General features: G+C 52.8%; 22 protein-coding genes. 19 read left to right on the top strand and 3 right to left on the bottom strand.

Annotated features, from left to right (window positions below):
• The 6 genes from NSQ22_RS09545 (at window position 1) to cobO (ending at window position 6,733) form a co-directional block, all read left to right on the top strand.
• Window positions 1–1,200 (top strand): cobalamin biosynthesis protein, encoded by a 1,200-nt coding sequence (locus NSQ22_RS09545; protein ID WP_008880161.1) that lies wholly within the window; start codon window positions 1–3, stop codon window positions 1,198–1,200.
• Window positions 1,146–2,510 carry a cobyrinate a,c-diamide synthase gene (locus tag NSQ22_RS09540; RefSeq protein WP_008880162.1) on the top strand — a complete coding sequence of 455 codons (1,365 nt, stop codon included), beginning with the start codon at window positions 1,146–1,148 and terminating at the stop codon, window positions 2,508–2,510. Before NSQ22_RS09545 ends, NSQ22_RS09540 begins: the two co-directional genes overlap by 55 nt.
• Entirely contained in the window at window positions 2,503–4,014 is a 1,512-nt protein-coding gene (locus NSQ22_RS09535) for a cobyric acid synthase (RefSeq protein WP_008880163.1), read from the top strand. Before NSQ22_RS09540 ends, NSQ22_RS09535 begins: the two co-directional genes overlap by 8 nt.
• A 367-nt stretch (window positions 4,015–4,381) precedes the next feature.
• Window positions 4,382–5,440 carry a nicotinate-nucleotide--dimethylbenzimidazole phosphoribosyltransferase gene (cobT, locus tag NSQ22_RS09530; protein ID WP_078172627.1) on the top strand — a complete coding sequence of 353 codons (1,059 nt, stop codon included), beginning with the start codon at window positions 4,382–4,384 and terminating at the stop codon, window positions 5,438–5,440.
• Window positions 5,437–6,207, top strand: coding sequence for a uroporphyrinogen-III C-methyltransferase (gene cobA, locus NSQ22_RS09525; RefSeq protein WP_008880165.1), 771 nt, complete (start codon window positions 5,437–5,439; stop codon window positions 6,205–6,207). The genes cobT and cobA overlap by 4 nt, the downstream gene beginning before the upstream one ends.
• Window positions 6,188–6,733, top strand: coding sequence for a cob(I)yrinic acid a,c-diamide adenosyltransferase (gene cobO / locus NSQ22_RS09520; protein WP_008880166.1), 546 nt, complete (start codon window positions 6,188–6,190; stop codon window positions 6,731–6,733). The genes cobA and cobO overlap by 20 nt, the downstream gene beginning before the upstream one ends.
• Before the next feature lie 156 nt (window positions 6,734–6,889).
• On the opposite strand, the gene NSQ22_RS09515 is transcribed toward cobO, so the two are convergent.
• The 3 genes from NSQ22_RS09515 to metA all read right to left on the bottom strand — a co-directional run bounded on the left by NSQ22_RS09515 (window position 6,890) and on the right by metA (window position 8,367).
• Window positions 6,890–7,039: a hypothetical protein gene (locus NSQ22_RS09515; protein ID WP_169817286.1), complete on the bottom strand. Its 150-nt coding sequence runs from the start codon at window positions 7,037–7,039 to the stop codon at window positions 6,890–6,892.
• A gap of 181 nt (window positions 7,040–7,220) precedes the next feature.
• Window positions 7,221–7,316 carry a YjcZ family sporulation protein gene (locus NSQ22_RS09510; RefSeq protein WP_008880168.1) on the bottom strand — a complete coding sequence of 32 codons (96 nt, stop codon included), beginning with the start codon at window positions 7,314–7,316 and terminating at the stop codon, window positions 7,221–7,223.
• Between the two features lie 142 nt (window positions 7,317–7,458).
• Window positions 7,459–8,367, bottom strand: a complete 909-nt coding sequence (metA, locus tag NSQ22_RS09505) for a homoserine O-succinyltransferase (protein ID WP_008880169.1) — start codon at window positions 8,365–8,367, stop codon at window positions 7,459–7,461.
• 119 nt (window positions 8,368–8,486) lie between these two features.
• Between metA and NSQ22_RS09500 the strand changes: the two genes are divergently transcribed.
• The 13 genes from NSQ22_RS09500 (at window position 8,487) to NSQ22_RS09440 (ending at window position 18,588) form a co-directional block, all read left to right on the top strand.
• On the top strand, window positions 8,487–9,002 hold the full coding sequence (locus NSQ22_RS09500) for a hypothetical protein (protein ID WP_014195889.1): 516 nt from the start codon (window positions 8,487–8,489) through the stop codon (window positions 9,000–9,002).
• Window positions 9,003–9,062: 60 nt separating this feature from the next.
• Window positions 9,063–9,539, top strand: coding sequence for a glutathione peroxidase (locus NSQ22_RS09495; RefSeq protein ID WP_014195888.1), 477 nt, complete (start codon window positions 9,063–9,065; stop codon window positions 9,537–9,539).
• Between the two features lie 25 nt (window positions 9,540–9,564).
• Window positions 9,565–10,716: a conserved virulence factor C family protein gene (locus NSQ22_RS09490; RefSeq protein ID WP_100660457.1), complete on the top strand. Its 1,152-nt coding sequence runs from the start codon at window positions 9,565–9,567 to the stop codon at window positions 10,714–10,716.
• A gap of 579 nt (window positions 10,717–11,295) precedes the next feature.
• The gene (locus NSQ22_RS09485; RefSeq protein ID WP_011887464.1) at window positions 11,296–11,733 is read left to right on the top strand and encodes a BrxA/BrxB family bacilliredoxin; all 438 of its coding nucleotides are present in this window, start codon (window positions 11,296–11,298) and stop codon (window positions 11,731–11,733) included.
• Window positions 11,734–11,880: 147 nt separating this feature from the next.
• Window positions 11,881–12,012, top strand: coding sequence for a YuzL family protein (locus NSQ22_RS09480; protein ID WP_008880175.1), 132 nt, complete (start codon window positions 11,881–11,883; stop codon window positions 12,010–12,012).
• Window positions 12,013–12,260: 248 nt separating this feature from the next.
• On the top strand, window positions 12,261–13,445 hold the full coding sequence (locus NSQ22_RS09475; RefSeq protein WP_008880176.1) for an LL-diaminopimelate aminotransferase: 1,185 nt from the start codon (window positions 12,261–12,263) through the stop codon (window positions 13,443–13,445).
• A 15-nt stretch (window positions 13,446–13,460) separates the two neighbouring features.
• Entirely contained in the window at window positions 13,461–14,045 is a 585-nt protein-coding gene (locus NSQ22_RS09470) for a YpjP family protein (RefSeq protein WP_008880177.1), read from the top strand.
• 101 nt (window positions 14,046–14,146) lie between these two features.
• Window positions 14,147–14,851, top strand: coding sequence for a hypothetical protein (locus NSQ22_RS09465; protein WP_008880178.1), 705 nt, complete (start codon window positions 14,147–14,149; stop codon window positions 14,849–14,851).
• A 76-nt stretch (window positions 14,852–14,927) separates the two neighbouring features.
• A complete protein-coding gene (gene thyA / locus NSQ22_RS09460; RefSeq protein ID WP_011887460.1) occupies window positions 14,928–15,722 on the top strand; it encodes a thymidylate synthase in 795 nt (264 codons plus the stop codon).
• Window positions 15,723–15,735: 13 nt separating this feature from the next.
• Complete coding sequence (locus NSQ22_RS09455; protein ID WP_008880180.1) at window positions 15,736–16,221, top strand: dihydrofolate reductase; 486 nt, start codon at window positions 15,736–15,738, stop codon at window positions 16,219–16,221.
• A 174-nt stretch (window positions 16,222–16,395) separates the two neighbouring features.
• A complete protein-coding gene (locus NSQ22_RS09450; protein ID WP_008880181.1) occupies window positions 16,396–16,839 on the top strand; it encodes a YndM family protein in 444 nt (147 codons plus the stop codon).
• A gap of 118 nt (window positions 16,840–16,957) precedes the next feature.
• Window positions 16,958–18,229, top strand: a complete 1,272-nt coding sequence (ilvA, locus tag NSQ22_RS09445) for a threonine ammonia-lyase IlvA (RefSeq protein ID WP_008880182.1) — start codon at window positions 16,958–16,960, stop codon at window positions 18,227–18,229.
• A gap of 107 nt (window positions 18,230–18,336) precedes the next feature.
• Window positions 18,337–18,588 (top strand): YpmP family protein, encoded by a 252-nt coding sequence (locus NSQ22_RS09440; protein ID WP_008880183.1) that lies wholly within the window; start codon window positions 18,337–18,339, stop codon window positions 18,586–18,588.
• The last annotated feature ends 159 nt before the right edge of the window (window positions 18,589–18,747 follow it).

The raw sequence follows: 18,747 nt of genomic DNA, 5'->3' as shown, positions 1-18,747 counted from the left end.
GTGGGAGTTGCTGCCGCGAACAACAAAAGACACGGCGCCTATGCTGTCGTGGCCATTACGAAACACGGGGTCGAGATCGCCCGACGCCTTGGAGGCGCTCTTGCGGGAGCGGACGTTTATTATACGGATAAATTCGCCCGCGGCGATGAAGCCAAGCACGGGATCCGCTTGTTTTCCGGCAACGTCAGGGCCTTGTTGCCGGAGTTGTTCGCCCGCTATGACGGACTCATTTGCATCATTTCGCTCGGCGCTGTCGTACGGATGATCGCTCCGCTGTTAAAAGACAAAAAGACCGATCCTGCGGTCGTGGTGATCGATGATAAGGCTGAACATGTGATCAGTGTTCTTTCCGGCCATTTGGGCGGAGCGAACGAACTGACGCGGCGCGTTGCTGCCATTTTAAGCGCCCGCCCGGTCATTACGACCGCTTCTGACGTGCAGCAGACAATCGCCGTCGATCTGTTCGGTCGCCAGTTCGGCTGGGAATGGGAATCAGCTGACAAGCTGACGCCGGTGAGCGCCGCGGTCGTGAATGAAGAGCCTGTCGCGATCGTGCAAGAGTCGGGGGAAACCGGCTGGTGGCCGGAAGGGCGGCCATTGCCCAAAAACATTGCCGTGTACGGCTCGATCGCGGAAGCGCTCGCTGCCCGCCCGGCGGCCGCGCTTGTGGTCACTCATCGCTTGCTTGCGCCGGAAGAAGAGGCCATTTTGCAAAACGGCGTTTTGTATCGCCCGAAAGTAATCGCGCTTGGCATCGGCTGCAACCGCGGCACATCGGCTGACGAAATCGAAGCGGTCATCCATGAGACGCTCAATGAGCTGCGCTTTTCGATGAAAAGCGTCAAAGCGGTGTGCACCATTGATTTGAAAAAGGATGAACAAGGACTTTTGGAGGTAGTCAACAAATATAGATGGGAATTGGTTGCGTATACGCCAGAAGAGCTGAACACGGTGTCGATCGAAGCGCCGTCGGAAACGGTGTACCGCTACACCGGCGCGTATGGGGTGAGCGAGCCGGCGGCGAAATTGTACAGCGGGGCCGATCGGCTGGCGCTGGTGAAAAAGAAGTCCGGCAATGTGACGATTTCCGTGGCGCTCATCGATCATCAAAAGAAAGCGACCATGCAGGGAAAGGGGAAAGAGGCATGCGACGGCTTGTCATCGCCGCACCGGGAAGCGGCGCCGGCAAAACGACCGTGACGCTTGGATTGATGGCGGCCATGAGGCAGCAAGGATATACGGTGCAAGGGTTTAAATGCGGCCCGGACTACATCGATCCGACTTACCATACGGCTGTGACCGGCCGGCCGGCGCGCAACTTGGACAGTTGGATGATGGGAAGCGAAGCGGTCAAAACGGTGCTCGCCAACGGTTGTCAAGGGGCTGATATCGCCATCATCGAGGGGGTGATGGGGCTGTTTGACGGGAAACAGCCGCTTTCTGACGAGGGGTCGACGGCTGAAATCGCCGTGTTGACCGAAAGCCCGGTGCTGCTTGTCGTCGATTGTTCCGGCATGGCCCGCAGCGCCGCCGCCATCGTCCATGGGTTTCAAACGTTTCGCCCCGATGTGCGCCTCGCCGGCGTATTTGCCAACCGCGTCGGCAGCGAAGGGCATTTTCGGCTCGTCAAAGCGGCGGTCGAGCAAACGTGCGGGGTGCCGGTCGTCGGGTTTCTCACGCAAGACGAAGCGTTGGCGCTGCCAGAGCGCCATTTAGGGCTCGTGCCGTCGGTGGAGCGCGGCGAACTGGATTCGTTTTTTGCCGAACTGGGGAGAAAGGTGGCGCGCACGATCGATTGGGAGACGCTCCTTTCGATTGCAGAAGCGCCAGCCCTTTGTTCTCCGGCGCCGCTCATTCGCCCTTCGCGGCCGTATCGCGTGCGCGTGGCGGTTGCCAAAGATGCCGCCTTTCATTTTTACTATCCGGAGAATCTGGAGATGCTTTCTGCCTGCGGCGCGGAGCTTGTCTACTTTTCTCCGCTCGCCGGCGAGCCGCTTCCGGATGGGGTGAACGGATTGTATATCGGCGGCGGGTTTCCGGAAGAGTTTGCCGCCGAGCTCGCCAGGCAAGCCGCGGTCAAACAGTCGATCCGCGCCGCCATCGAACACGGGTTGCCGACGTTGGCCGAATGCGGCGGGTTTATGTTTCTCACCGAACAGCTTGTTGCGACGGACGGTGCGGCCTATGAGATGGCGGGCGTCATCCCGGGGAAGGTCGTGATGAAGACGAAGCTCGCGGCGCTTGGCTACCGCGAAGTGCGCGGTCGAAATGGAAATTTTCTATTGCCGGAAGGAGAAACAGCGCGCGGGCATGAATTTCACTATTCCGTGTACGAACCGCGGGGCGAGGCGCCGTTTGCCTACGAAACGAGCGGCCGGAAAGGAACGAAGCCTGACGGTTATTTGGCGCACCGGCTTGTCGCCGGCTATGTCCATTTTCATTTCGCGTCCGCCCCGGCGATGGTTGAGCGGTGGCTCGCCGAATGCGAGAAGGTGACCATCAATGGCTAAGGCGCTGCCGATTATGTTTCAAGGCACCCATTCTGATGCCGGCAAAAGCGTCATCGCCACCGCGTTTTGCCGCATGTTCGCCCAAGACGGCTGGAAGACGGCGCCGTTCAAGTCGCAAAACATGTCGTTAAACTCCTACGTGACGCCGGACGGAAACGAAATCGGGCGGGCGCAAGGAATTCAGGCCGAAGCGGCCGGAGTGGCGGCGCGCGCTGAGATGAATCCGATTTTGATTAAGCCAAGCCGCGAGCATGAATCGCAAATCGTTGTGCTTGGCAAACCGTACGGCAATATGCAGGCGTTCGCTTACCGGAACGAGTTTTTCCACCAAGGGCTGGCCGTCATCCGTCAGTCGCTCGAAACGTTGATGAACGAGTATGACCGGATTGTCATTGAAGGAGCGGGAAGCCCGGCGGAAGTAAACTTAAACGACCGCGAGTTGGTCAACATGCGTGTCGCCCGTCTCGCCAACGCCCCGGTCGTGTTGATCGGCGATATTGAGCGGGGCGGGGTGTTCGCGAGCCTCGTTGGAACGCTGTCGCTGCTTGAGCCTGAGGACCGAAAGCGGGTCATTGGGGTCATCATTAACAAGTTTCGCGGCGATGTGGCGCTGCTTAAGCCGGGGCTTGATTGGTTTGAGCAGCACACCGGCGTGCCGGTGCTTGGCGTCGTTCCATATTTGCCTGATTTGGCGATCGATGCTGAAGATTCGCTGTCGCTTGAGCGGTTTGCTTCATCTGTCGGGGGAGAGGAAGCGATTGATGTCGCTGTCATCCGCTGTCCGAAAATCGCCAATTTCACCGACATCGACCCGCTGCTGGCAGAACCGGACTGCCGCGTCCGGTTGGTGACGCACGGCGACGAGCTTGGCGCGCCGGATGTGATCGTGCTTCCCGGCAGCAAAAACACGATCGAGGACTTGATTTATATGAAGAAAAGAGGACTCGCTTCCCGCATTGTGTCGCTTGTCAATGAAGGAAAAGCGAGAGTCGTCGGCTTATGCGGCGGCTACCAAATGCTTGGCGCCGTCATCCGCGATCCGTATGGAGTCGAGACGCCGCTCCCCGAAGTAAAAGGACTTGGTTTGCTGCCGATTGAAACGACGCTTGAGCGGACGAAAATCACGATCCGTACGGAAGGGATGCTTACGTGGGCGGGCGAGCGGCTTTCGGTGCAAGGATACGAGATTCATATGGGCCGCTCGGCGCCGCTTCCTGGCTATGCGCCGCTTATTGAGGCGGACGGCCGCCATGAAGGGGCGAAGCACAGTGATGAGCGGGTGCTGGGCACGTACATGCACGATTTGTTTCATAACGATGCGTTCCGCACCGCGTTTTTCAACAACATTCGCCGCCAAAAAGGAATCGCTCCTTCTGGCGTCCGACTCTTTCGCTCGCTCAAAGAAAAGGCGTTCGACCGGCTTGCCGCTCATGTCCGCCAGCACGTGGCGGTCGAGCGGATCGAACAGATGATGCGTCAATTTGGCTGTCGCGATCACAGTTGAAGTCCAACAACGGGAAGACACCAAGGCAATGGGCGTTGATTTGGGACTTCGTTATATCGCCGTTGCCAGCATTGGAACGAAATCGTTGTTTTTCAAGGACAGTCAATGCGCTTTCATTCGCCGACGATATGCGGCTTTGCGGCGAACGTTGGGCAAAGCGAAGAAGCTCCATATGATTCGCACAATCGGCCGTAAAGAGTCCTGCTGGATGAAGGATATAAACCATAAAATCAGCCGTCAAATCGTCCGTTTTGCCCTCGCCAACGGTGTTGGCATGATTCGGATGGAAAAGTTGACGCGTTCCCTCAATCATAGACGAGAAAGGAGGAAGCGCATATTCCCGCTTGATGGGGGATATTGTGCGCCCATGATGAATGTTTCCATCCCACCGATCCACCGTGAAATGGTTGAACAAGCGCGTGCCTATATCGATCAATTGACCAAACCGCCCGGCAGCCTCGGCCGTCTTGAAGAAGTGGCGACAACGCTTGCCGGCATGACCGGGGAGCTGCTTCCACGCGTCACTCCGCCCGGAGTGCTCGTGTTTGCGGCCGATCATGGCGTCACGGAAGAAGGGGTGTCTGCCTATCCGGCCGAAGTGACGGCGCAAATGGTGTACAACTTTGCCAACGGCGGAGCGGCGATCAACGCCTTCAGCCGTCAAATCGGCGCGTTGCTTCAGGTGATTGATGTCGGTGTCGCCGTGCCGATTGCTGATGAGCGCGTCATTCAGAAAAAGGTGCGCCCGGGAACGAACAATTTCGCGGAAACGGAAGCGATGACGCCGTCCGAGGCCGAACAGGCGCTTCATGTCGGTTACGAACAGGCGGCGTCCATCATTGAACAAGGCGTCCGCACGCTCATTGTCGGCGAAATGGGCATCGGCAATACGACCGCCGCGAGCGCCTTATTGGCCACGTTGACCGATGAGCCGCTTGAGCGCATCGTTGGCAAAGGAAGCGGCATTAAGGAGGAAATGCTTGCCCATAAACAGGACGTGATCCGACGGGCGCTCTTGCTTCATCGGCCGGATCCGGCGAAGCCGCTTGAATGGCTTTCGAAAATCGGCGGGTTGGAGATCGCTGCTATGGCCGGGGCGATGCTGGCAGCCGCCGAACGGCGCATCCCGATTTTGCTTGACGGTTTTATTTGCACGGTGGCTGCCCTTGTGGCCCGCCAGTTTGCCGTGAACGTCACAGACTATATGATTGCCGGCCATCGTTCGCAAGAGCCGGGGCACAGTATAGCCCTTCGTTTGCTAGAGAAGGATCCGCTTTTGGATCTCGGCATGCGCCTTGGCGAAGGAAGCGGCGCGGCGGTAGCGTTTCCGCTCTTGATTTCAGCAATGGCGATGGTGAACGAAATGGCGACGTTCGCCTCGGCGGGCATTTCCACGGCCAATGCGAAAGGGGAGAAGGGGCGATGACCGTCGGCAAAGTGTATTTAGTCGGCGCTGGGCCGGGTGATGAAAAGCTCATCACGGTTTACGGCCGCGAATGCCTAGAACGGGCGGATGTCATTATTTACGACCGGCTCATCAACCGTAAGCTGCTGCGCTACGCGAAGCCGGACGCTGAGCTTCTTTACTGCGGCAAAGAGCCGGGAAAACATGACACGGTTCAAGAACAAATTCATGAGCTGCTCGTTTGGCATGCGCAACAAGGAAAAACGGTCGTCCGCTTAAAAGGCGGCGATCCGTGCATTTTTGGCCGCGTTGGTGAAGAGGCGGAAGTGTTGGTGAAAGCCGGAATTCCGTTTGAAATCGTTCCAGGGGTGACATCCGGCATCGCTGTGCCGGCGTACGCCGGCATTCCGGTCACCCACCGTGATTACGCCGCCTCGGTGGCGATGGTCAGCGGGCATCGGAGTGAGCGGATCGATTGGGAGGCGCTGACTCGAGGATGCGATACGATCATTGTCTACATGGGAGCGGCCAACTTGTCGGATATTTGCGGCCGTTTGATGGCGGCCGGAAAGCCGTCGGATACGCCGGCGGCCATCATTGAATGGGGGACGACCGAGCGGCAGCGCACGGTGGCGGCGACGCTTTCGACGCTGTCAGACGAGGCGGAACAGGCGGGCATTTCCCATCCGGCCATCATCATCATCGGCGATGTCGTTCGTCTGCGTGAGACGCTCCAATGGTTTCCGGAGCGGCAAGGGGGCGTGGTCGATGCCGACGCCTCGTCGTAGCGGGCGTGTCATCGTTTATACGGGCGACGGAAAAGGAAAAACGACGGCCGCATTGGGGCTTGCCCTGCGTGCCGTCGGCCGGGGAATGAACGTCGCGGTTTTGCAGTTTTTGAAATCGCCGGAACGAACATACGGCGAGCAGCTTGCTCTTCGCCGCCTCGGCATCGAAGTGCATCAGCTCGGCGCCGGCTTTACATGGACGAAAACGGCCGATGTTCACCGTCAAGCGTTACAACGGGCATGGACATTGGCGAAACAATATGTTCATTCCGGACAGTATGATCTGATCGTGCTAGATGAATTGAACAATGCGTTAGCCATCGATCGATTCCCGGTCGATGACATCATATCGGTGGAAGATGTACTCGAACTGATCCGCACGCGCCCGCCGTCACTCCATCTGGTCATTACCGGGCGCTCCGCTCGCCCAGAGCTGATTGCTGTCGCCGATATTGTCACTGAGATGACGCTTGTCAAGCATGACTATGAACAAGGGGAGGCGGCCATGAAAGGAATTGAATTTTGAGAAGAAACAGTTGGCGGAGGAATCTTTCTCACTCGTCTGCCAGCGTCTTATGCTATTGAAAAAGCGGCCGGATTCGGCCGCTTTTTTGTCGAACTTTATCTCGATGGACGGTGCCGTTTGGTTCCTAGGAGGGAAAACTCGCTCATGACGGTTTTTCTATGCGTCGGTGTCCGTTTTGTCGTTTTGTTCCTTATTTTGCCGCCGTCCTTTGCTGTTATCACCGGATATCGGACCGTGAAGCAAGGCCATGGGGTCTTGCGTCGGCGCGTTTTGATTCCGGCTTCCTTTGTTTGGCCGTTTTGTCACAGACCACACCTCCTTTAGGCGCTATGACCATATCATTAGCATAGGCTGCTCGTCGGTTTTTATACATTGACGGCGGCTAGAAAAGAAAAACGGGAAGCGCGTTTGTCATGCGTTCCCGTGAGCAAATACGTCCGGATGCTGGCAAATATGGCGGACGGGAGGGGTGGAGACAAATGATTTTTTAGTAAGCGTACCGGCCGAAAGCAGTGCCGACAATGATAAGCAAAATAAACAAGACAACGATCAATGCAAAGCTATTACCATGCCAAGCGCTCATCCTGCTCACCTCCTTGGAAAATCTATTACATGGTATGCAATTTATTGCATGAATGCACGGGAAAATTGTCGAAAAATGCAAAATAACAAAAACGCCTTGCTAGGAAAGCAAAGGCGTTTTTGTTGTTGGATGGGACTTCTTTTTATTCCCAAATATAAGGCGTTTCCTGATAGACGTAATAGTTGAGCCAGTTGACAAACAGCAAATTGGCGTGTGAGCGCCACGTATTGAGCGGCGGTTGACTCGGGTCATCATTCGGGAAGTACGACTCCGGAAGTTGAATCGGTAACCCTTTGGCCAAATCGCGCTCATATTCGTCTTTTAACGTTGTTGCATCATATTCTGGATGACCGGTCAAGAAAATATGACGGCCGTCGTTCGAGGCGACAAGGCAAACGCCAGCTTTGTCGGCGACTGATAAAATCATGAGCTCCGGCACTTTTTCAATGTCTTCTCGCTTGACGTCCGTATGGCGGGAGTGCGGCATGCGGAACACGTCGTCAAAGCCGCGCAAAAGCTTTACATTTTTTACTTCCAGTGTATGGTTGAACACGCCGAAGCATTTTTTCGGCAGTGGATATTTCGGAATGCCATAATGGTAATACAAGCCGGCTTGCGCCCCCCAGCAAATATGGAGCGTCGATGTGACGTTTGTTTTTGTCCATTCCATAATGTCGGTCAACTCGTCCCAGTACGTCACTTCTTCAAACGGCATTTGCTCGACCGGTGCTCCTGTGATGATCATTCCGTCGAACTTCCGATGGCGGATGTGAGGAAAAATTGTGTAAAATTGATCCAAATGATGTTTACTCGTCGTTTTCGGTTCATGGGTCGCCGGACGCAAAAAGGTGACGTTCACTTGCAGCGGCGAGTTGCCAAGCAGCCGCAGCAACTGTGTCTCTGCTTTTTCTTTTTCGGGCATCAAGTTTAAAATGATGATGTTGAGCGGCCGGATGTCTTGGGAGTAAGCCCGTTCTTCGTCCATCACGAAAATGTTTTCCTGTTCGAGTATTTCTTTCGCCGGCAAGTCTTTTGGAATGTTGATTGGCAATGGTGTCCCCTCCGTTTCTGTCTCGTTACTAAATACCTTAATTATAAAAACTTTGTCAACATTCTTCAATTGATTTTTTTGACCTTAAACAGCTGGTGAACAAAAAGGGGGAATTCCGATTGGATCCGACAGCCTTTGACAATTTAAAAACGGTGTTGGAAGGGGCGGTATATGACGCGGATTTGCAAGGGCGCATTGCCGTGGTCGAGCGCCGCGACCTTGTCGATTTGGCCCGTTTGTTTCGGGAGTACGCCATTTCATTTCGGCTGAATGATGCGCCCGATCCGCTCGTCGTCTGCACCGCGCGGCTTTCTCTTGATTTTGCTGAGCTGGTCAATGAGCGGCTCTATCACGGCCGGGCCGGCTGTCGGCTCGCTCTTCTGTTTACCCTTCCGGTTCGCCGCTCGTCCGTTTGTGCGCTCATTGAAGGAACGCTGCGGACGATTTGGGGGGAGGAGCGAATCATCCGGCAAACGCTCCGCTTTCCATTTCCACATGAACGCGGCCCGTATGAAAATGAAGCCGTGGTCGAATTTGCACGCCTCATTTATGAGGAAAACGCCGCCGATTTGCCGGAGATGGTGCCGTATATGGTTTCATCACTTGAACAATTGCAGCTGTTCGCCGGGCAGTAACGATGCAAAAAGTAGAAACAAACCATGAAATCCGCTATGATGGAGATGAGGTGAAAAATCATGAGTGTATATGAATTCAGCGCCAAAACCATTCGCGGAGAGGAACAACCGCTTTCCGTCTATCGAGGCAACGTGCTGTTGATTGTCAACACGGCGAGCCGTTGCGGCTTCACCCCGCAGTATAAAGAACTGCAGGAGCTGTATGACGAATATCGCGATCGCGGGTTTGTTGTGCTCGGCTTTCCGTGCAACCAGTTCGGCGGCCAAGAGCCGGGGACGGAAGAGGAAATCGAGCAATTTTGCCAGTTGAATTATGGTGTGACGTTCCCGCTGTTTGCGAAAGTGGATGTGAATGGCGATCACGCCCATCCGCTGTTTCAATATTTGAAAGAAGAGGCGCCGGGGGCATTGGGAACAAAGGCGATCAAATGGAATTTCACGAAGTTTTTGGTCGACCGCAACGGCAAGGTTGTAGCTCGTTTCGCACCGCAAACAAAGCCAAGCGAGCTGAGAAAGGAAATTGAAAAATTGTTGTAGTCTTTTTGTGAAGGAGGGATGACGGTTGCGCATTAAAGCGATTGAGCCGACACCAAGTCCGAACACGATGAAAATATTACTTGATGAAGAACTGCCTTCCGGCATGCGCCATAACTACAAACCCGACAACATCGGCGAAGCACCGCCGCTCATTCAAACGTTGATGCGCATTAATGGAGTAAAAGGCATTTACCATGTCGCCGACTTTTTGGCCATTGAGCGCCATCCGAAGTACGATTGGCGCGACATATTGGCGAACGTGCGTGAAGTGTTCGGCGAAGAAGCAGACGACGGAGCCGAGGCAAAGCCGAAGGTGAATGAACATTTCGGTGAAGTGAAAGTATTTGTGCAAATGTTGTATGGTTTGCCGATGCAAGTGAAACTGATCGATGGTGAGCGCGAGCATCGCGTCGGGTTGCCGCAGCCGTTTATCGATGCGGTCATCGAAGCGCAAAAGTATGCCGACAACATTGTCCTTGAGCGCAAATGGGTGGAAAAAGGGGTGCGCTACGGCACGTTCGACGAAATTGGACGCGAAGTGGTCGATGAGCTGTCGGCTGCCTATCCGCCAGAGCGGCTGGAGCGGATCGTCAATATGTTCCGCCACGGAGAGCAGGAAAAAACGGCGCAGAAGCGGCCAGGTATCAAAGTGACAAGCGAGATGCTCGACGATCCAGACTGGCGGAAACGGTACGCCGCGCTTGAGCAAATGGCGGAGCCGACCGAAGACGACATCCCCGTGTTAGCCAAAGCCCTGAAAGATGAGAGAATGGCCATTCGCCGCCTAGCGACTGCGTATCTAGGCATGATCGGCGGCAAACAGGTGCTGCCGTATTTGTATGAAGCGTTGAAAGACCCGGCGGTTGCTGTCCGTCGCACGGCCGGCGACTGTTTGTCCGACATCGGCGACCCAGAAGCGATTCCAGCGATGACGGAAGCGTTAAAAGATGAAAGCAAGCTCGTCCGCTGGCGCGCGGCTATGTTTTTGTATGAAGTCGGCGATGAATCGGCGCTCCCAGCGTTAAAAGCGGCGGAAAACGATCCGGAATTTGAGGTCAGCTTGCAAGTAAAAATGGCCATCGAACGGATCGAAGGCGGCGAAGAGGCGAAAGGCTCGGTTTGGAAACAAATGACTGAAAGCCGAAAAAAAGAAAACAAGACAGAAGAGGAAAAATAGGCGCGCGGATGGGCGCGCCTATATTCTTTGGGGCACTGAAAGCAAATGATGACGTGGCCACAGTGGAGCTGGCTGTCGGAGAGATTCAGTGATTTCCAAGACAATAGGTGTGTTGGCGTGTCAGCCGGAACAGTAATGGCCAACGACCCAACGCCGGCTAAAATGACCGGCTAGGTCCCGACGATGTTTCGCAGTTTTTCAATGTATTCCATGTACTATGCTTCTCTCGTTTTCTCTTTCCATCCGATTGCTTATTCCATTCCGATGGTGATCGGCGGCTGCAGTGGCTCTAGAAGGCGGAAAGCAACTGATGGATGTAGAAAATCTCTATTTTCCTTCTATCGGTCATTTTTATGTGTTCGACAATCAAGCTTTCTCCATTGGAGAAATGCATAGTTGCACCACATTTGCGATAGGTTTGTCGAGCCTTTAGACGAGCAAAAGCTTTATTTCGCTGTCGGCGTCGAAAAAAGAAGGATCACCGTTTTCACCATGGTTGGCGGTTGTCTTCGTTGATTTTTCTGTTCGAAGTATAGTATGCTGATAGCACAACGATGATCATATGGAGGGATGCTAGCCATGTCGATGGCGTACGAAGAATATATGCGCCAGCTCGTGCAGCCGATGCGTGATGAGCTCGTCCGCGCCGGTTTCCGCGAACTGCGCACGAGCGAGGAAGTTGAGCAGTTTATGGAACAAGCAGAAGGAACGATATTTGTCTTTGTCAACTCGGTGTGCGGCTGCGCTGCTGGATTGGCGCGCCCGGCGGCGACACAGGCAGTGTTGCGAAGCGAGAAAAAGCCGGATCATTTGGTGACCGTGTTTGCTGGCCAAGATAGAGAGGCGACGGCAAAAATGCGCGAGTACTTTGTCGGCTATGAGCCATCTTCGCCGTCGATGGCGCTCTTGAAAGGAAAGGAAGTTGTTCATTTCATTCCGCGTGAAGACATCGAGTTTCATTCGATGGAAGAGGTTATGGAAAACGTTTTAGCTGCCTTTGAAAAATATTGTGGCTGATTGAATACGGACTTTGCCATCGTGAGTTGTCCGATTGGCTAACAGCTAGGTATCACTGCTTTTTTATCTTGGGTGAGCAGGGGATGCTCAGATGAATTTACATACAATGGCACGCCGGTGGGAACGATAAAGGCGGAGGTGATCGGCGTGTCGAAACGAAAAAAAGACCGTTCGAAAACGGGTGTCAGCGCCCCGAATGTCAGAGGACAAGGGACGACGGAAACAGAGACAGGGGCGTTCGCGCTTGACTCCGCCCGCAAAAAAACGAAAATCGATTAAAAAGGAGCTCCCGGTGCGGAGCTCCTTTTCCTTTAGTCGTTGTTAGGCGTTAGCGATACAGCTGTAAATAAAATACAGCAACGTAATGAGGCTGGCCGCAAAAAAGATAGTAGTCATGTTCATTTCCCCGCCTTTCTGTCTATGTTTTCTCCTTGAACATATGGTACACTATTCATATAACCATAGTATATACCAAGAAAAACAAAAAGGAAAAGCGGTTTTTGTCTTGGCAAGGGAGAGGAAGAATAATGAAAAAAGCGAAACGGATGAATGCGTTTTCTTCGTCTATTTTTGCTGAATTGTCGGCATATTGCCAAAAGCGGCGCCATCTTCATGACGAATGGATCGACTTAAGCGTCGGCAGCCCGGATTTGCCGCCGGCGCCGTTTGTGCGTGAGGCGATTGCCCGCTACGCCGAGGAGCCGAACGCCTACGGATATACATTAAAAGGCATTCGTGAATTTCATGAAGCGGTCGCTGATTATTACCGGACGACGCACGGTGTCGTGTTGAATCCGGAGACGGAAGTGACGTATGTCATCGGGTCACAAGATGGTCTTGTCCATTTGCCGATGGTGTTTGCTGATCCGGGTGATGTCATTTTAGTGCCGGATCCTGGATATCCAGCGTATGCCACCGGCGTAGCGATGGCCGAAGCGGAGCCATACTTTATGCCCTTAAAGGAAGAAAACGGCTTTTTGCCCGATTTGCGTGCGATTCCAGAGGAGATCGCCAAACGGGCGGCGATTATGTTTCTTAACTTTCCGGGCAATCCAGTGCCCGCCCTCGCGACTGAATCGTTTTATCGTGAAGTCGTCGAGTTTGCGAAGCGGTACGACGTGCTTGTCGTCTCTGATTTTGCCTATGGTGAGCTGTATTATGATGGAAACAAACCAGTGAGCTTCCTTTCCGTTCCCGGGGCGAAAGACGTCGGGGTGGAAATGAACTCGCTGTCAAAAAGCTATAACATGGCTGGTTGTCGAATCGGCTATTTGTGCGGCAACGCTGACGTGATTCGCGAGTTTGCCGCGTTTAAATCGAATTTAGATTACGGCATTTTTTGGCCAATTCAAAAAGCAGCCGCGGAAGTGCTTCGCTATGGAGGGGACTTTTGCGCCGAAAGCCGCGCCATTTACCAATCGCGCCGCAACGCGCTTGTCAGTGGGTTGGCCGACATCGGCTGGACGGTCGACTGTCCGCCGGCTGGCATGTTCGTATGGGCGAAGATTCCCGTTGGGTTTACATCGCTCTCGTTCACAAAGGAACTCATCGACCGTGCTGGAGTCGTTGTGACGCCTGGGCATGCGTTTGGACCGAGCGGTGAAGGTTATGTGCGCATCGCTCTCGTTCAGCCGGAAGATACGTTGCGCCGTGCCGTTGAGAAACTGCGGACGAGCGGTTTGTTCGAGCGGTTGGCTGCTGACCAACGATAACGGAGGTGGGACGCGATGAAGCTACCGGCATGGCTTCGAAAAACGCTTGTTGCCGCGATTACTGTCTGCACATTTGGCCTTGTGACACCACCTGCCTCGCTTCTTGCGGCTGAGGAACCGACGGCCGATGATGTACCATCTTCCGATTGGCAACATGGCGCCGTTGGTTCTGCAGCGGAAGCGGCTTCGCTCACCCGCGCTCAATTTGTCGAACAGACGGTGGAAAAAGCGATGGCTCAGTCGCAAGAAAAGTTTGGCCGCAAAATTGCTCCCGTTATTGAGGACGAGTTTCGCGCCGTCATTTTGCCGCGCATGGAGGAAGTGATCGCCGAACTCGCCGGGCGCTATCCGGAAGAAGAGCTTCATTATTTAGCCGTATCGGAAAATCCGTCCGGTGGGCAAGGCGAACGCATTTTCCATATTTATCGCGCCGATACGGGGGAAGATGTCATTCGCTTCCATGTCCGACGTGAACATCCGCCGCAGGATGGGTATTGGTTTCAGTTTCATTACCATACGCGTGATGACGGATTTCAAGCTCACTATGAATTAGGAAAAATTTATTGGTCGAAAAATACACCACCGAACTGGCGAACGTAGCCATCTGTCGTTCTTTCCTTATTTTGCGCGTTTTTCCCCGCTTCTTCGTATGTTATCATTGATTTAGTAGAATACGAGATTGAAAGAAGCGGGGGACCATGATGAGACGGTTACTCACTAGTTTATTAGCGGCACTGCTTGCCGTTCCGCTTCTGTCGCTTTCGCCGTACCCGGCTGCGCACGGCGTGCTGCTCGAAGAAAGCGGCCTTGATGTTCAGACGATCCCGTCGCACGATGTGCTTGGCCGCATCGTCATCGTCCCGGAAACGGACTTTTCGTTCGATGAGGCAAACGAGACGATTCGAACGCTTGCCCGTATTGACCGCCGCATTTTAGAACAAGCGGCGAATCATCATATTTATATTCAATTGTTGACAAATCCCATTACCGATGAACCGATTGCTCGCCATTTGCGCGGGAAAACACCGCGCGGCTATGTGCCGGGATCCAAAACGTGGGATGAGGTGCCGGGCATAGGCGGGGCGCATTTAGTGCTTGTCCGTCTTGGCCATAGCGAAAAAGGAAAGGGGCACGGCTCGATCAACTTAGAGCTTCATGAGTTTGCCCATTCGTTAGATTACATCGTATTCGACCACATTCACGAAACAGACGAATTTCAAGCGCTTTGGAGGGAAGAAGCACCGCAGTTGTTTCCTCGCGAATACTATTTTTTAACGTATCCGGAAGAGTATTTTGCTGAGTCGTTCGCCTATTACTATGTGAGCGAAAAAACGCAGGAAACGCTGAGGATGGCGGCTCCGCGTACGTACACGTTCATCCGTCAACTGGCGGAACGAGCCTCATAAGAAGGCTCTTTTTTTTGTGATGAGGGCGGTGCTTTATGAGGTGCTTTATGATATGATAAAGCGTGAGGTGAGGACATTGCGGCAATATTTACAGTTATTAGAAGACATTTTGGAAAACGGTGTCGAAAAGGAGGATCGAACCGGTGTCGGCACGTTGTCGGTGTTCGGTCGCCAGCTCCGTTTTAACTTGCAGGACGGGTTTCCGCTCGTGACGACGAAAAAATTACATATTCGTTCGATTATTTATGAATTGCTCTGGTTTTTAAAAGGTGACACCAATGTCCGCTATTTGCAGGAGAATGGCGTGACGATTTGGGACGAATGGGCCGACGAAAACGGCGATCTAGGGCCTGTCTATGGAGCACAATGGCGGTCATGGAAAGGGGCGGACGGGAAAACGGTCGACCAAATCGCTTCGGTCGTTGAGGAGATCAAGAGAAATCCGAACTCGCGTCGACTGCTCGTGAACGCCTGGAATGTGGCGGAGTTAGACAAGATGAAGTTGCCGCCGTGCCATTATGCGTTTCAGTTTTACGTCGCTAACGGCCGGTTGTCATGCATGTGGCAGCAGCGCTCCGTCGATACATTTTTAGGGCTGCCGTTTAACATCGCCAGCTACGCGCTCTTGACGCATATGATTGCCGAGCAGTGCGGGCTGGATGTTGGTGAATTGATTTTCACCGGTGGGGATGTTCACTTGTATAAAAACCATATTGAGCAAGCTAAACTGCAGCTGACGCGCGAGCCGCGACCGCTGCCGAAGCTTGTGCTGAAACGGAAGCCGTCGTCCATTTTTGACTATGAATATGACGATTTTGAAATCGTCGGTTATGACCCTCATCCGACGATTAAAGCGCCAGTGGCGGTGTAAAGGAGAGAAGACGATGATTTCGCACATTGTGGCGATGGATGAAAACCGGGTGATCGGCAAAGATAATCAGTTGCCGTGGCATTTGCCGGCCGATTTAGCGTATTTCAAGCGGGTAACGATGGGGCATGCCATCGTGATGGGGCGCAAAACGTTTGAAGCGATCGGTCGGCCGCTCCCCGGCCGAGACAACGTCGTCGTGACACGCAATCCCCAATTTCGCCCGGAAGGCTGCCTTGTGCTCCATTCGCTTGAGGAAGTCAAGCAATGGATCGCAGCGCGTGGTGAAGAAGTGTTTATTATCGGTGGAGCTGAATTGTTTAAAGCAACAATGCCGATCGCCGATCGACTATACGTGACGAACATTTTCGCCTCATTCCCTGGCGATACGTTTTATCCGCCTATTTCCGAAAAAGAGTGGAAAGTCGTTTCCTATACGCCAGGAGTAAAAGACGAAAAAAATCCGTATGAGCACGCGTTTCTCATTTACGAGCGGAAATGAGTGTGCGGAGGTCAGTTACCAAGTGAAAAATGACCGAATGAACACACCCTGAATGCTTACAAATGGAAAACAGGGCGCGTTTTGCGAAACAGCAAGGCGCGCCTTTTTTGCATAGAAGCGGGGTGAAAAAGGAACGATAACCATATAGAACATCGATGGAAATGGAGGAAGATTATGAAGCATATCGTTCCGTTTATCGTCAAGCTTGCTGCTTGGAGTGTCGTTTTATTTTCGATGTTTACGATTTTTAATGCCCCGCTTTCTTTGATCTCACTCATGACGCTCATGACGGCAATCGTTTCCTACGTCATCGGCGATTTGGTTGTTTTGCCGCGCGTCGGACACTTTGTCGCCGCCGCTTTGGATGTGCCGCTCTCCTTTTTGCTTGTATGGCCTGCCAGTTTTGCGTTGCTTTCCCCGACCGTCAATATGGCATACGCTGCCTTTTTCAGCTCACTAGCTATTGGTGCGGTTGAAGCGTTTTTCCATTTGTATATGGAAAACCATGTACTCGAAGAAGCGAGACGGGAAGAAGCGTATCGCTGGTATGATGAAGGAAGATGGGCAACGGAATTCGCTGAGGAACAGGAGTTTAAAAAAGAAGACGACCGGACGTAGCACCGGTCGTTTTCTTATGAAAGAACAGAAAACTTTTCGAAAATTCCCTTTTCTTTTTGCAAATTTGTGATATAATCTACAAATCAAAGACAACTTAGAAAAGAAAGGGAACGAGAGCATGGCACAACAACTAAAACGGAAACAAGGGGCGGTATACGTCGAGGACATTTTGATCGCGTATCATACGCTGAAAGATGTTGTTTTCCATACACCGCTACAAAAAAACCCGCTTCTGTCCGAGCGTTACGAGTGCAATGTGTACTTGAAGCGCGAAGACTTGCAAGTTGTGCGCTCATTTAAGTTGCGCGGAGCGTACAACCGGATGAAACATTTAACTGATGAGGAGCGAAGAAACGGGGTCGTATGCGCCAGCGCCGGCAACCATGCCCAAGGAGTCGCCTATTCGTGCCGGGCACTCGGGGTGCACGGAAAAATTTATATGCCGGCGACAACACCTCGACAAAAAGTGTCGCAAGTCCAGTTGTTTGGCAAAGACAAGGTCGAGATCGTCCTTGTGGGCGACACGTTTGACGACTCGTACAGCGAAGCGGTAAAATGTGCGGAAGCGGAAGGACGCACGTTTATTCACCCGTTTGATGACGAATACGTCATCGCCGGGCAAGGAACAATCGGTGTTGAGGTATTAAACGACTGTGATGAACCGATCGATTTTTTGTTTGCCAGCATCGGCGGCGGCGGACTGATGGCCGGGTTGGGAACATATGTAAAAAGCATCTCGCCGGCGACCAAGGTGATCGGCGTCGAACCAGGCGGCGCTCCGTCGATGAAAGCGGCGCTTGAGCAAGGGCATGTTGTGACGCTTGGGGAGATTGATAAGTTTGTTGATGGTGCCGCGGTCAAAACGGTCGGGGAAAAAACGTTTGCTCTATGCCGTGAGGTGCTCGATGATATCATTGTCGTTCCGGAAGGGAAAGTATGCACAACGATTTTAGAGCTGTACAACGAAAACGCGATTGTCGCTGAACCGGCGGGAGCGCTGCCGATCGCTGCTCTTGAGTTTTACAAAGAGCAAATTCGCGGCAAAACAGTGGTTTGCGTTGTGAGCGGCGGTAATAACGACATCGACCGGATGCAGGAAATTAAGGAGCGCTCGATGATTTATGAAGGGTTGCAACACTATTTCATCGTTAATTTCCCGCAGCGGGCCGGGGCGCTGCGCGAATTTTTAGATGAAGTGCTCGGTCCAACTGATGACATCACCCGCTTTGAATATACGAAGAAAAACAATAAAGAAAGCGGACCGGCACTCGTCGGCATCGAGCTAAAACGGCGTGAAGACTACGCACCGCTCATTGAACGGATGAAGAAAAAAGGGTTTCCGTTCCAGGAAGTAAATAAAGACCCGAACTTATTCCATTTGCTGATTTGAGCAAAAAAGCGCGAAAAAAGTCGGAAAGTTTTCGGTGTATTCCGACATACTTTTTCACCGGTTTGGTGTATAATATAAATAAATCGGTGAAAAAGAGGATTGATATTTTGCTATTCAAAAGCCTCGAGTTTAAAAACGCGTATGGGCAGAAAGTGAAGATTATCGAAATTCCTGTATTGGAGGAAGATAACACGTACCGATTTATGATCCAACTTCGCTTGGAGACGTTTATTGCCAAGGTGTATCGATCAAGAACGACCCGTTCTGTTTACTCGTTCCGAGAACACTTGAAGAAAGTGTTGAAATGGCCGATATATGAACAAATCTTTAAAGAAACCATTTTGAAACATAACGCGTAACTGTTGTTTTGCCTTGAACGGCAAAACAACTTTTTTTTGGTGGGATTTTGGTCGATTTCATTATATAATGGAAACGAGATGACGCTAAGCATAAAAGGGGACGGGCGAACATGTGCCGGTTGAGATCATCGAAACGCCCCTTGTTATTTCGATCCATAC

This window comes from Geobacillus sp. FSL K6-3411, assembly GCF_037965715.1.
In the GTDB taxonomy this organism is placed as follows: Bacteria; Bacillota; Bacilli; order Bacillales; family Anoxybacillaceae; genus Geobacillus; species Geobacillus thermodenitrificans.
The sequence above is the reverse complement of the archived record's forward strand: the minus strand, read 5'-3'. Positions and strand labels throughout refer to the sequence as shown.